The 12,752-nt window shown below is 44.7% G+C and carries 11 protein-coding genes, 1 rRNA gene and 1 riboswitch; of the genes, 7 read left to right on the forward strand and 5 right to left on the reverse strand.

All coding sequences use genetic code 11. The features are described 5' to 3' along the window. The first annotated feature begins 13 nt into the window (after positions 1-13). On the forward strand, positions 14-2,425 hold the full coding sequence (gene metL, locus G6R11_RS15890; RefSeq protein ID WP_163134045.1) for a bifunctional aspartate kinase/homoserine dehydrogenase II: 2,412 nt from the start codon (positions 14-16) through the stop codon (positions 2,423-2,425). Positions 2,426-2,508: 83 nt separating this feature from the next. Here metL and G6R11_RS15895 read toward each other — a convergent pair whose 3' ends face one another. Continuing rightward, on the reverse strand, positions 2,509-4,161 hold the full coding sequence (locus tag G6R11_RS15895) for an alpha-amylase family protein (RefSeq protein ID WP_163134046.1): 1,653 nt from the start codon (positions 4,159-4,161) through the stop codon (positions 2,509-2,511). Between the two features lie 289 nt (positions 4,162-4,450). Between G6R11_RS15895 and fabR the strand changes: the two genes are divergently transcribed. Together fabR and G6R11_RS15905 are read left to right on the forward strand one after the other, a co-directional pair. Beyond that, complete coding sequence (gene fabR, locus G6R11_RS15900; protein WP_163134047.1) at positions 4,451-5,071, forward strand: HTH-type transcriptional repressor FabR; 621 nt, start codon at positions 4,451-4,453, stop codon at positions 5,069-5,071. Positions 5,072-5,080: 9 nt separating this feature from the next. Continuing rightward, entirely contained in the window at positions 5,081-5,419 is a 339-nt protein-coding gene (locus G6R11_RS15905) for a DUF1422 family protein (RefSeq protein WP_163134048.1), read from the forward strand. A 17-nt stretch (positions 5,420-5,436) separates the two neighbouring features. On the opposite strand, the gene G6R11_RS21720 is transcribed toward G6R11_RS15905, so the two are convergent. The 3 genes from G6R11_RS21720 to trmA form a co-directional block, all read right to left on the reverse strand. Continuing rightward, entirely contained in the window at positions 5,437-5,688 is a 252-nt protein-coding gene (locus G6R11_RS21720) for a hypothetical protein (RefSeq protein WP_205472872.1), read from the reverse strand. Next, the gene (locus G6R11_RS21725; RefSeq protein ID WP_205472873.1) at positions 5,651-5,896 is read right to left on the reverse strand and encodes a hypothetical protein; all 246 of its coding nucleotides are present in this window, start codon (positions 5,894-5,896) and stop codon (positions 5,651-5,653) included. The genes G6R11_RS21720 and G6R11_RS21725 overlap by 38 nt, the downstream gene beginning before the upstream one ends. Positions 5,897-6,014: 118 nt before the next feature. Continuing rightward, complete coding sequence (gene trmA / locus G6R11_RS15915) at positions 6,015-7,118, reverse strand: tRNA (uridine(54)-C5)-methyltransferase TrmA (RefSeq protein WP_163134049.1); 1,104 nt, start codon at positions 7,116-7,118, stop codon at positions 6,015-6,017. Between the two features lie 146 nt (positions 7,119-7,264). Between trmA and G6R11_RS15920 the strand changes: the two genes are divergently transcribed. From G6R11_RS15920 to murI, 3 genes are all read left to right on the forward strand, one after another. Continuing rightward, positions 7,265-8,440: a DUF5610 domain-containing protein gene (locus G6R11_RS15920; RefSeq protein ID WP_163134050.1), complete on the forward strand. Its 1,176-nt coding sequence runs from the start codon at positions 7,265-7,267 to the stop codon at positions 8,438-8,440. Positions 8,441-8,496: 56 nt separating this feature from the next. After that, a riboswitch (cobalamin riboswitch) is annotated at positions 8,497-8,722 on the forward strand. 36 nt (positions 8,723-8,758) lie between these two features. Then, positions 8,759-10,609, forward strand: a complete 1,851-nt coding sequence (locus G6R11_RS15925; protein ID WP_163134051.1) for a TonB-dependent receptor domain-containing protein — start codon at positions 8,759-8,761, stop codon at positions 10,607-10,609. 82 nt (positions 10,610-10,691) lie between these two features. After that, the gene (gene murI, locus G6R11_RS15930; protein WP_163134052.1) at positions 10,692-11,477 is read left to right on the forward strand and encodes a glutamate racemase; all 786 of its coding nucleotides are present in this window, start codon (positions 10,692-10,694) and stop codon (positions 11,475-11,477) included. On the opposite strand, the gene G6R11_RS15935 is transcribed toward murI, so the two are convergent. Next, positions 11,474-11,935, reverse strand: a complete 462-nt coding sequence (locus G6R11_RS15935) for an RNA-binding protein (protein WP_163134053.1) — start codon at positions 11,933-11,935, stop codon at positions 11,474-11,476. The two genes, murI and G6R11_RS15935, sit on opposite strands and share 4 nt — an antisense overlap. A gap of 608 nt (positions 11,936-12,543) precedes the next feature. On the opposite strand from G6R11_RS15935, the gene G6R11_RS15940 reads away from it, so the two are divergent. Further along, positions 12,544-12,752: ribosomal RNA gene (locus G6R11_RS15940) — 16S ribosomal RNA — on the forward strand; the annotation flags it as partial.

Here is a 12,752-nt window from a genome sequence, read left to right on the forward strand (position 1 = left end):
AGAGAGGTAATCCATGTCAGTGAATAGGCATGTGCATAAATTTGGCGGCAGCAGCTTAGCTGATGCTGGGTGCTTTAAGCGAGTGGCGGCGATTGTTGCCAAGCATACTCAAGCGCAAGACTTAATTGTGGTATCGGCGGCCGGTAAAACCACCAACCGCTTAATTAACATTATTGAATTGGCTAAACAGGCCGACAATGCCGCGGCTGATGCACTTAAAGGTTTAATTGAGTTTCAAAGCAAGTTGGTTAATGAGCTGCTTGATGAAACCGCCGCTAAGCCGATTTTGAGTGCGCTAGATGGTGAGCATCATCAAATAGCTAGCTTGCTTGAAGGTGAGCTTACAGCCTTTACCTGCAACGAGGTACTCTCTTTTGGCGAACGTTGGTCTGCCCGTTTATTAGCTGCTTTATTAAGTTCTCAAGATTGCCAAGCCGAGTGGTTAGATTCTCGCCAGTTTTTTAAAGCCGAGTTATCCACTCAACCGCAAGTAGATGTCGCGCAAAGCACGCCATTGTTAGCTAGCTGCTTAGCAGATAAACCAGCTTGTAGAGTGGTAGTTACCGGCTTTATTTGCAGCGATAGTGAGCAACGTACAGTGACCTTAGGTCGTAATGGCAGTGACTACTCGGCCACAGAGCTTGCGGCCTTGGCAGATGCTGTTTCTACTACAATTTGGAGCGATGTTGCGGGTATTTATAGTGCCGATCCTCGCTTGGTTAAAGACGCGGTATTGCTAGAAAACCTAGCACTTGCTGAGGCGGCTGAGCTATCGCGCATTGGCACCTCGGTATTGCATGCTCGCACGCTGGAACCACTGGCGCGTTCTCGGCAAAAGGTGAACTTGCGCTGCAGTTACGCTCCCAACGATGGTCAAACTCTTATTCACCGCAAAGGTACTAATAGCCACAGCGCAAAAATTGTTACCTCGGTAGATAATGTGGTGCTGCTAGAGCTTACCTTTACCCAAGACTTTACGCTTAATGCTACGGCCTTGTTAGAAGCTTTAGCCAACCATCACCTAGCGCCAGCTACTCGTCATAAGCACAGCGAAACAGGCTCGTTGCGTATGGCTTACACTTGCGAATTAGTCGATGAAGCCTTGGCAAAAATCGATCAGCTGGCTAGCCAATTTCATATTCAGAAAATTAACCGCAGCGAAGGCTATAGCTTGGTGGCGCTAGTGGGCGCAGGCGTGTGTGATAACCCGCAGCAGTGTTATCAGTTTTTTCAACACTTAGCTGAGCAGCCACTGGAGTTTATTCACTCCAGTGCCGACAAATTAAGCTTGTGTGCGGTGGTGAGAAAAATCACCTTAGAGCCACTATTAAAAGATTTGCACAGCCACCTATTCAAACAAAAAAACAAGTTGGGTTTGGTGGTATTTGGCAAGGGCAATATTGGCAGCCAGTGGCTAGAGCTATTTGACCAGCAGCAAACTACCTTGGCACAGCAGCATGAGCTTGAACTTAGCTTAGCGGGTGTATTTTCAAGTAAAGCTGGGCACTTAGACTTTGCCGGCCTAAATCTAGAGCAGCTTGATAATACTGAAGCCAATACGCCGCTTATTTGGCCAGAGCTATTCGACAAATTAAAACGCCACCCCTACGACGAGCTGGCAGTGTTAGACATAACCGCCAGCGAAGCGCTAAGTGCGTATTATGCAGAATTTGCTCGCCATGGTTTTCACTTAATCACCGCAAACAAGCACGCTGGAGCGAGTGAGCAAGCTAACTACACGGCATTGCAACAAGCTTTTAGCGACCATGGCGCTCAGTGGTTGAGCAATGCTACGGTTGGCGCTGGTTTGCCGGTGCAAAAAAGCATTCAAAGCTTACGAGATTCTGGTGATGAAATTCATGCCATTTCAGGAATATTCTCGGGTACCTTGAGTTGGTTATTCCAGCAATATGACGGAACCGTAGCATTTTCAGACTTATTGGCCGATGCGCTTAATCAAGGCTTAACCGAACCTGACCCACGTGAAGATCTCTCCGGTAAAGATGTGCAACGTAAGTTGCTTATTTTAGCTAGGGAAGCGGGTTTAGAATTGGAACTGGCGGATATTTCACTTAGTTCTTTAGTACCAGAGCATTTAGCGGCCTTAAGTGTAGAGCAATTTTTGGATGCGATGAGCGAGCTAGACCAAAGCATGCTAGAAGCCTTTAACGATGCTAAACGCCAAGGCAAAGTGATTCGCTTTTTAGCAAAAGTGAATCAAAAAGGGCAGGCTGAAGTTGGCCTGTCTGCCATTGATGCCCTACATCCCTTTGCTAACCTTAAACCTTGCGACAATATATTTGCCATTGAGAGCTTGTGGTACAAGCAAAATCCTTTGGTGATTCAAGGGCCAGGGGCTGGCAGAGAAGTGACTGCTGGTGCCATTCAGGCTGATTTAGTTAGCCTTTGTAAGAGTATTAAGTAAGGCAAATATCAAGCAAAAAAAAGGCCTCTTAAACTAAGAGGCCAAACAGGATATTAAGGGTGTTTACAAACGAGAGAAGGTCTTTACTCAACTAACAATAAGCGCCCACTCAAACCACTTATTGCCACTTCCAAACTGTTTCCATCTGCTGTTATTACATCTCCACTAATCAGATCTTTTAGTTGAGCATTATCATTCACTAAGCTTGTAGATAGATTGGCAGTTCTATCTGTTGTTGATGTATTCAAAAAGTAAACTATCTGCTGTGAGTCAGTTTCTTTTGAAATAACCAGCAGGCTACTGTCTACATAAAGATTTTGTACACTACCTTCATACAACGCCGGATTGTTTTTACGCACTTCCATTAGATTTGACAGGTAGTCCATTAAGTCTTGCTGTTCGGTGCTAGGTGTGAACCCGTCGGTAACGCCAGCGATCTTCGCACTTGAGCGAGCTACATGGTCGTCGCACAAACCTCTTTCTGCACAGTTATTAGTGAGTCTACCTGAGTAGTTAGGCACCTCGTCACCAATTTCCTCCCCGTAGTAGAAAGTGATTGGTCCACTATAAGCTGCCATATATGAGAAGGCTGCTTTATGGCGCTCCCAGTAATTACCTAAAATACCGCGTTGAATTAAGTCACCAAAGCGCACTAAGTCGTGATTGCCTAACATTAAGTTTGGCTGGGCATGATCCGGAAAGGTTCTGTGAGAGTTCCAATCTTCTAAAAGAGTGGTGGGAGCTTTACTTTTGTTACCACTATTGGCTACATCCTCTTCCGCTGCTAGAGTTTGTACTAAAGCGTAACGACGGCCAAAGTCAAAAGCAGAAGGCAAGCCTGGAGAAGCGTTGCTTCCGTATGCTTCATCAACGATATCGTCATTACCTTTCCATATTTCGGCAACCATGTAACCTAAGGTTCCCCATTGTGTGCCATTTACATTACAGGCACTATTTGCGGCATTGGTGGTTCCTGCTTCGGTAAGTGTTTGTTGAATCTCACTCCAGGCACTTAATGGTACTTGATACGCTTGATCTAAGCGCCAGCCATCAAGACAAAGCTCTGTAGTCCAGTATTCAGTAACTTCTTGGAAAAAGGCCAAGGTATCAGGGTCTGTATAATCTACAGGATTGTGACCACCCGCAGGAGTTAAACCGTTCGGAGAAGCTTCAATAACTGATTCTTTATGATGGCCGAAGACGCCATCAAAAAACACATATAAGCCTTTCTCATGAGCTTTAGTGACTAGTTCTTTTGCTTTATCTAAATCACCAAAGTTAGGGTCGATTTTAAAGAAATCACTAGCGAAGTAACCTGTTGCATCTAAGCGATCATCCCAAATGCTTTGACCGCCAACAGGGGCTGATTCGAAAACAGGGGTTAGCCAAAGCGCATTAACTCCCAGTCCTGCGATATAATCAAGAGAATCGATAATACCTTGAATATCGCCCATATGGTGGCTTGTTCCGTAACCTTCACCATGACCTATATTTCCATCACCATTTACAAATGACTCAGTCATTACCTGGTAGATTCTTAAGTCACAAAACTCGCCAGTAGCGGTTTCACAAGGAAGCCGATCTTGAGCAGCTTCTCTGGCAGTACTAATTGATATGGCATTAGTTGGCGGCGTTAAGCCTGAATCGCCATCACCTGAACCACTATCTCCACTGCTTCCGCATGCGGCTAAAAGCAGAGCTAAAGATGTTGCTAGAGAAGCTCTCTTAAATGTCATTTCTATTCCTTGTAAACTTCAACTACCTGTTTTGCAAATCAGTTAACCACAGCGCTGCGCGACTAGATACTTGATAGCGTTTTCAGGTTGATGGAAAATTGACCTGGCTCGCATCTTTTGTTTAATTGAGAATATTGTTTTTTTATGAAATGGTTTTCATTGGATTTATTCTGGCCTTGAAACGATTCGCAGTTAAAAACTTGGTTTGTGAGGATTTGCATTGTTCGATTTGGGTTTTTTACGACTCACGGTATGATAGCCCTATAAATAGAAAGGAAGTGGCAGGTTTATGAGCGGCGTTAGGGCCCAGCAAAAAGAGAAAACACGCAGAGCAATTATTGATGCAGCATTTAGTCAGCTAAGTGCCGAGCGTGGCTTGTCGAGCTTAAGTCTTAGGGAAGTGGCTAGGGAAGCGGGTATTGCGCCTACTTCTTTTTATCGTCACTTTTCCGATATGGAAGAACTAGGGCTAACCTTAGTAGATGAAGGCGGCTTAACCTTGCGCCAACTTATGCGCCAAGCGCGGCAACGAATTATTGCCAGTGGTGGCAGTGTTATTGGCACCTCGGTGGAAACCTTTATGGAGTTTGTTTATAACAATCCTAATGTGTTTCGTTTGTTATTGCGTGAGCGTTCTGGGACATCCCCGGCCTTTAGGGCCGCGGTGGCCCGCGAGATTGCTCATTTTATTGCCGAGCTTACCGACTATTTGGAGCTGCAATATCGCTGCCCAAGAGGTGATGCGCAAATGCAAGCCGAAGCTATGGTGATTATTGTTTTCAATGCTGGTGCATCGGCCTTAGATTTAGCGGAGTTTGATAGGCAGTTGTTAGCCGATAAAACCATTAAACAGTTACGCATTGTTGCCAAGGGAGCGGCACTCTACAATCGCTCGGAAGCCTTAAGTTAAGAGGTGAATATGAAGGTAAGAAAATCGCTACTATTGTTGGCTTTTATTGCAGGTTTATGTGGTAACGCCAGCTTGGCTTTGTTTACGGTGCCTGAGCTAAGGTTCTCGGTGTTTCCAATTATTGCCTTTGTGCTGGCCATTATGCAGTTGTACCACTTATATACCGAGAAAGACTTAAGTGAAGATTCTCCCTTAATGAGTGTTGCTGCCTTTTTACTGGGCGCGCTGGGGTATTCGGCCATGTTGCGTGCTCAATTTCCCGAGATTGGCAGCAACTTAGTATTGCTAATCATCTGTTTGTTTATTGGCCTATGGCTGATGTTTAAGTTAGGCGGTTTTAAACGCTAAGCATTTTGAATGCTAGATTATTGCAAAGCCTGCTGCCAAGCTAAATCTGCCTGTTGTTGGTAGGCTTTCCAATCACCTTCTAACCAGCGTTTGCGACCTTTTTCTGCAAAGAATAGGTGCAGTTGGTTATCAAAGAATTCCCATACTTGGCCATCAGTTGCAATTAAGCCCTCGCCTAAAGACAGAGCATTAGCGCAAAACCCGTTATATTTAGGCTGGTACGCTTCTGGCTTAGCTGCAAACTTGTCGGCAGCTTTGCTGGCTAGCAAACTGCCAATCAGCCTCTTTCCACTTTACCGTGTACTTTTTATTGCCCTGCTGAATGTTGCGATTGCCCTGATCTTGAGCGAGCTGGTAACTGGTGACATCGATTCCGCCTATGGCCTTGTCACTCCAAAAGCTGGTGCTTACTGGCTCATTGGCAAAGCTGCTTGAACTGAGCACCAAGCAAGTGGTGGCAAATATAATCCGTTTCATAATTTTCCCTAGATGCAGAGTAAGCTATGAATGGAGACCGTGCTTAGCCGAGCACTATTTCAAATAATAAAAAGCCGCGTTAGTTAACGCGGCTTTAACTAGCAACTGAACACTTGTATTAGCGACGTTGCAAATACATGCCTACTTCGATGTGATCGGTGTAAGGAAACTGATCGAACAGTGCCCAGTGGCTGATTTTATGAGTACGGCTTAGTTCGCTTAAGTTGTTGTATAGGGTGTTAGGGTTACAAGAGATATACACGATGTTGTCGTAAGCTTGCACCATGCCTAGGGTTGCATCATCTAAGCCAGCGCGAGGTGGATCAACCAAAATGGTGTCGCATTGGTAGCTGCTTACATCAACATCGGCTTCTTGTAAGCGGCGAAACTCGCGTTCACCTAACATGGCTTGGGTAAACTCTTCTGCCGATAAACGAATGATTTTAACGTTGTCGATATTGTTATGTTTAATATTGTATTGTGCAGCTTGCACCGAAGGCTTAGCAATTTCGGTGGCTAATACTCGATTAAAGTTTTTAGCCAGCGCCAACGAGAAATTACCGTTGCCACAATACAATTCTAGCAAATCACCTTGGCTGTTGCTGGTGGCTTGTTGCGCCCATTCCAACATGTATTGATTTACCACAGCATTAGGCTGAGTGAAGCTGTTTTCTATTTGCTGGTAGATAAGCTTCTCACCGTTAATGCTTAATACTTCATCCACTCTATCTTGGTCTAAGCACATTTTTTGTTTGCGCGAGCGGCCGATGATTTGAATAGAGAACTGCTTACTTAACTCCGCCTTTAGCTTTGTAGCTTCTGCTAGCCAAGCTTCATCAATGGCTTTGTGGTAGAGCATGCTTACAATGACTTCTCCACTTAAGGTTGATAAGAAGTCGACTTGAAACAATTTATGACGAAGCAGCATGTTTGGCTTTAACTGCTCAATCAATATTGGCATTAGCTGGTTGATGATCTCGCTGGCGGGCGGAAAACTGTCTACACGAAACTTTTGCTTGGTTTGTTGATCAAACATAATGTAGTAGAGGTCGTCGCCTTCATGCCATACCCTAAACTCGGCGCGCATTCTGTAATGCTTGGTGGGTGAAGCAAACACACTAGGTTGAGGAGGCGTGAATTCGGCAAACTGCTCTAAGCGTTTTGCCACTTTGTCGGCCAGTAGTTGTTGGTATTGTTCAGGGTAGTATGCAATAGCGCTCATGGCCGTTCCTCTGTTCTAGCAAGCAGCGCAATTTAAAGGTGCATGGCTTGCTTGTCCAGTTTATCTACAATAATAGTGATAATATTTCTAAAGTTTTAATTTTGGTCGCCGATAAGCTGTGACTAGGGTAAATCCGTGGAGGCTTTATGAACGAACTGAATAGCGTGGGCAAAACCCCCGTGCAACAGTATGCCGAGCGCCTGTTGCAGCAGTCGGCACCAACGATTGAGAAACGCAATAACCTAGCTGACGACAAGGCTAGCTTTAACCAGCAAGGCGCAGTGGCTAGCCACGTGTTGCTAAGCTCAATTGAAAAACACACTTTATCAATGGCCAGTGGTGGAGTTAGCCTCCCTAAACCACAGCAAGTGAGTGTGTTTGATGCCGAAGAAGTTGCTAGAAACGTGCTTAACTTTGTTGCCAGCTCTTTACATAGCGCTAAGCAGTCGGGAATGCCTGAAGACGAGTTAGCCGAGATGATGGCTCAGGCACGTAAGGGTGTTGATATTGGCTTTGAGGGCGCACGCGAAGAGCTAAGTGATGCTGGCATTCTTAATGAAGAGCTAGAAAAAGGCATAGATAAAAGCTATGACCTTATTCAAGAGGGGCTAGAGAAAATTGAAGAGGGTGATTTTGAAATTCAATCTGCACCTCTTTATAGCCAGCTGGCTATGTCGAATTCTCAAACTGCATCGATGGAGCTTGAAACCGCCGAAGGCGACAAAGTCACCATTAGTTACGGCTCGCAACTGGCAGCAAGTTATAGTGAGTCGGGCTCATCTATTCAGGCCTCTTTTGCTTCGCAGCAGCAGTTTAGTTTTTCGGTAGAAGGCGATCTTAATGATGATGAACTAGCTGCCATTGCCGATTTAATAAAGCAGGTTGATGAAGTTGGCCAACAGTTTTTCTCGGGAGATTTAGATAAAGCCTTTGATCAAGCTTTAAACATTGGTTTTGACGAGCAGCAGTTAGTGGGCTTTGCGGTTAATTTTCAGCAGCAACAGAGTGTAGCGGTTACTCAAGCCTATCAACAGGCTAATGATAAAACCTCTGGTGGCTCTGAACTGGTGCCAGATTTAAGTGAATTCTTGAGTTCTTGGCAAGATATTCAAGCCAAAGTTAGCGCCTTATTTGCGCAACCTGAATCGGCTACCGAAACCTTGTTGGCTGGAATACTGCCTATCTCAAGCCCTAGCGAAGAGCAAGATAAGCAAGCAGATGTAGAACGCTTTAAAGGTTTTGCCGACCGCATGGCGGAAGCATTGGCGATGTTCAATACGTCTCCATCAACGCCAAATAACGCAGCCGACAACATTAGTTAATTTCATATTGGCCAATTAGCGGGCTTTTTGTGCTATTAATCACATAAAGCCTCGCTTATAATCTCGCCCGCTGTGGTGCCTGACTTGATAATTGCTCAGGCCTAATAGGGAATCTGGTGAAAATCCAGAACTGACGCGCAGCGGTAAAGAGGAACGAAAGCTCAAGGATTGGCCTTTTCCAAGGACTCCAGACACTGTTTGCAAGGCAAACGGGAAGTCGCAGCCGTAGTACAAGTAATACGCCTCTAAGTCCGAATACCTGCCACATCGCACATGCTTATAACAGCAAAGTACTACGCGACGATTAGGATTAGATCGATGAAGAAGCTCATATTACTGGCCGCAGTTGCGCCAGCTTTTGGCTATGCCCAAGAAACTCAACAAGACTCCCAAAAAGAACAAACTACCACCATGGTGGTTACCGCCAATCGCATGGAGCAAACCGAAGCCAGTGTGATTGCACCGCTTACCGTGGTAAGCCGCAGTGAAATTGAAAGCAGTGGTGCTCAAGACATTATTGATGTGCTAAGCCAGCAAGTGGGTATTAGTGTTACTCGTAACGGCGGCAAAGGCCACACCGAGAGTGTATTTATCCGTGGTACTAGTTCAGCCCAATCTCTTTTTCTTATCGATGGTGTGCGTGTTAACACCGCAACCAACGGTGGCGCGCAGTTGTCGTTGTTGCCCTTAGAATTTGTTGAGCGCATTGAAATTCTTCGAGGCGCGCGAGCGTCTATTTATGGCGCAGATGCAGTAGGTGGTGTAATTAACATTATTACTCGCCCAAGTTTTGGTAGTGAATCCCACGGTTTAAAAGCTGCTGTAGGTACCCAGGATACAGTTAAGCTTGCCGCTAGAGCGAGTGGCCAACTAGATGAAGATACCCAATACAACCTGATACTTAGCAAGGATAAAAGTAACGGCTACGATATCAGACCACAAGATAACTTAGATGAAGATTATGGCTACGATACCTTTGGTGGTTTATTCAATTTTGACCACAAGTTTAATCAAGCTTGGCGCGGTAGAGCGTTCTTTTTGCTTAATGATAGCGAATCTGAATTTATTCAAGGGGGCAAAGCCTTAAATAAGCAAAAGCAAGTGGTATATGGACTTAGTGTTAACTACGCTCGCCAAGGTTTGAGCAGTGAGTTGTCGTTGAATTCTCAGGAAGACCAATCGGATACCGCCCCAGCAGACAATTTTGTTGATCCCCAGCGTTACACTACTGAAAGAGTTGCTGCTAACTGGTTAATAGGCTATGAGCTGGATCAGCAATGGCTCTTACAAGGTGGATTGGATTATCAAAACGATGATATTTCAGGTACTAGCTTGGTTTACCAACAAGAAAGCCGTGACAATAAAGCCGCTCATGTAGGTGCTCGCGGTAACTACGAACAGCATATTTTAGAAGCTAGCCTTCGCTACGATGATAACGAGCACTACGGTGACCACACTACCTACAACTTAGGCTGGGCGTGGCAATTTCAACCTACAATGCGTTTTAACGCATTACATGGTACCGCGTTTAGAGCACCAACTTTTAACGATCTCTACTACCCAGGAAGTGAAAACCCTAACTTGAAAGCGGAAACATCGGCTAATAGCGAGCTTGGATTTGAGTTAAACCTCCCACAAAGCCAATGGCAGCTTAATGTATTTCGCAATGACGTAGACAACTTGATTGCTTGGGGATGTGTTGCCCGTTGTAATAACGACTATTCCGGCACTCCAGACACATGGCCACTATGGACGCCTGATAATGTAAGTGATGCGCGTATCCAAGGTGTTGAATTGCAGAGCGATTTTTCTACAGCCTGGGTAAACCACCGAGTCATTGTTGAGTTTCTAGATCCTAAAGACCGCAGTACTGACAAAAACTTAATTCGCCGTCCAGAAGAGCAAGTTAAATACAAAGCAGATATGTATTGGCAAAGTCTGCAAGTAGTGGTTGATTTTCTTTGGCGTGGTGAGTCTTATGAAGATGCAGCAAATACTACAACCATTGATAGCCACTCTATTTGGGATCTTAGCGCCAACTATCAGTTTGCTAGTGGATTAAGAGTAGATGCAAAACTGCGTAATGTATTTGATAAGCAGTACTCAACCGTAAACGACTACCAAGCTCAAGGTCGCACCTTTGAGTTAGGCGCTAGCTACCAATTCTAAGCGTGAAGCATTAGCGTAGCCCTCAGCCCTAGCTTTGGTTAAACTAGGGCTGAATTATTTAAAAAGGCTTATTGGTAGAGTAATGCACGTTCTTGTTTTTGACTCCGGCGTCGGTGGCCTGTCTATTTTGGAAGAGCTTCAGCGAGTCAGTCCCCAACGACAATATAGCTATTTATTCGATAACCTTTATTTTCCTTACGGTGAATTAGAAGAACAGCAACTGATCACTCGCGTGCTTCAGTTGCTATCTAAAGCTGTAAATCAACTTAAGCCCGATTTAGTGGTAATAGCCTGTAATTCTGCCAGTACGCTATCACTTCCTTCACTACGTGAAACGCTATCGATTCCTGTAGTTGGTGTAGTCCCAGCCATTAAATCAGCCGCCAATAAAAGCCTAACTCGCCATTTTGGTGTACTAGCTACCCCAGGTACAGTAGAGCGTACTTATACCGAACAGTTAATTGCTGACTTCGCCAAAGATTGCCGAGTTGAATTACTGGGCTCTACTTTATTAGTGCAATTAGCAGAACAAAAGTTAGCCGGTGAGACTATTGCTCTACCTGATATTGAGCAGGCACTAGCGCCTTGGTTGCTTTTTGAGGATTTAGATTGTGTGGTATTGGGCTGTACCCATTTCCCATTATTAAAGGTGGAACTGCAACAAGTATTAGGAAGCAAAGTGTCCTTGGTTGATTCAGGGGCGGCGATTGCTAACCGCGTTAATAGTCTATTGTTGGATAGTGAAGCTCTAGCTTCAGGGCAAAAAAAAGCGGAGGCTCATGCTTACTGCACAATGCACTCCGCTAATTCTACTTTGTTAAACCAGCTACAGTCTTATCAACTAAGTAGCTTACAACTATTTACCTAGGCTTCTTTACGCTCATTAGCTTCACGAACCTTTAAGGTGCGTTGCTGAAACTCTTGTTCGTTTAATGCATCAACTGCTTTAGGTGCATCTTTAGCAGCCATTTCTACAAAACCGAAGCCACGGCGCTTACCGGTTTGCTTATCTTTTAATAAACGAACTGATACTACTTGGCCGTAATCAGAGAATAATTTGCGAATGGCTGACTCGTTTGCACGGTAAGGCAGGTTGCCAACGTACAAGGTTTGGGTTTCTACGCCTTCAGATGATTCGCTGCTTGATGAACCTTCTTGCTGTTCTTCGCTAGACGCTCCGTTAGAGCTCAACAATACGATAGCGCCACCAACAATTACTGCAATAGAAAGGTATAAAGGCTGTAGCGGCTGGACTGCGCCAGCTACAAAATAGGCAGCAACGGCTACCGCTATAAGTATGACGACAGATAAACTGGAATTTTTCATAATAAATTCAATGCTCAATGTATTCAGAATAATGGAAAGCAACTTTTTAACAAAATTGCGACATCATGTTAGCCAGCTTTTTGCGGATAAGCTAGAAAATGTACAATTTCTCTATCAGAAATTTGCTAAATGACACAATTACTTTTAATTCATAGGCTTGTTTAGGGCCTAATGGCTGTTTCTGTGGATAAGTTTGTGGGTATTTTGTGGCTTACTTGGGGGTTAATTATCGATTCAAAATTAATTGTGATTTTCTTCAAAAAACGCTTGCGTGCAGGGAATCGATCCCTATAATGCACCTCCACTGACACGGCACGCAGCGCACTAAAGCGAGGCAAGGCTAAGTCAGGGTTGGTAAGGCCTGAGGCTTTATTAGCGGCTCAAAAACTTCTTTTTAAAATCTTTTAAAAAGCGGTTGACAGCCACAGAGGAAAGCGTAGAATGCGCACCTCGCTTCGACAAGAAGCAACGCTCTTTAACAATTTATCAAGCAATCTGTGTGAGCACTCACAGGGCCTTAAGCGAAAAAATTAAGCTTAAGTGAACTGGAGTCTTGCACTGTAACAACAGTAATAATTTCAGTTTTTAACTTTGAGCGAAAAAACTTTTGATTGAAGAGTTTGATCATGGCTCAGATTGAACGCTGGCGGCAGGCTTAACACATGCAAGTCGAGCGGTAACAGAAAGTAGCTTGCTACTTTGCTGACGAGCGGCGGACGGGTGAGTAATGCTTGGGAATATGCCTTTACGTGGGGGACAACAGTTGGAAACGACTGCTAATACCGCATAATGTCTTCGGACCAAAGGAGGGGACTCT

Origin of the sequence: Agarivorans sp. Alg241-V36 (assembly GCF_900537085.1) — a bacterium.
Lineage (GTDB): Bacteria > Pseudomonadota > Gammaproteobacteria > Enterobacterales > Celerinatantimonadaceae > Agarivorans.

What these genes read in the sequence shown, in the direction of transcription:
- metL (WP_163134045.1), top strand. Translation starts at nt 14, where the DNA reads ATGTCAGTGAATAGGCATGTGCATAAATTTGGCGGCAGCAGCTTAGCT.
- G6R11_RS15895 (WP_163134046.1), bottom strand. Translation starts at nt 4,161, where the DNA reads ATGACATTTAAGAGAGCTTCTCTAGCAACATCTTTAGCTCTGCTTTTA.
- fabR (WP_163134047.1), top strand. Translation starts at nt 4,451, where the DNA reads ATGAGCGGCGTTAGGGCCCAGCAAAAAGAGAAAACACGCAGAGCAATT.
- G6R11_RS15905 (WP_163134048.1), top strand. Translation starts at nt 5,081, where the DNA reads ATGAAGGTAAGAAAATCGCTACTATTGTTGGCTTTTATTGCAGGTTTA.
- G6R11_RS21725 (WP_205472873.1), bottom strand. Translation starts at nt 5,896, where the DNA reads ATGAAACGGATTATATTTGCCACCACTTGCTTGGTGCTCAGTTCAAGC.
- trmA (WP_163134049.1), bottom strand. Translation starts at nt 7,118, where the DNA reads ATGAGCGCTATTGCATACTACCCTGAACAATACCAACAACTACTGGCC.
- G6R11_RS15920 (WP_163134050.1), top strand. Translation starts at nt 7,265, where the DNA reads ATGAACGAACTGAATAGCGTGGGCAAAACCCCCGTGCAACAGTATGCC.
- G6R11_RS15925 (WP_163134051.1), top strand. Translation starts at nt 8,759, where the DNA reads ATGAAGAAGCTCATATTACTGGCCGCAGTTGCGCCAGCTTTTGGCTAT.
- murI (WP_163134052.1), top strand. Translation starts at nt 10,692, where the DNA reads ATGCACGTTCTTGTTTTTGACTCCGGCGTCGGTGGCCTGTCTATTTTG.
- G6R11_RS15935 (WP_163134053.1), bottom strand. Translation starts at nt 11,935, where the DNA reads ATGAAAAATTCCAGTTTATCTGTCGTCATACTTATAGCGGTAGCCGTT.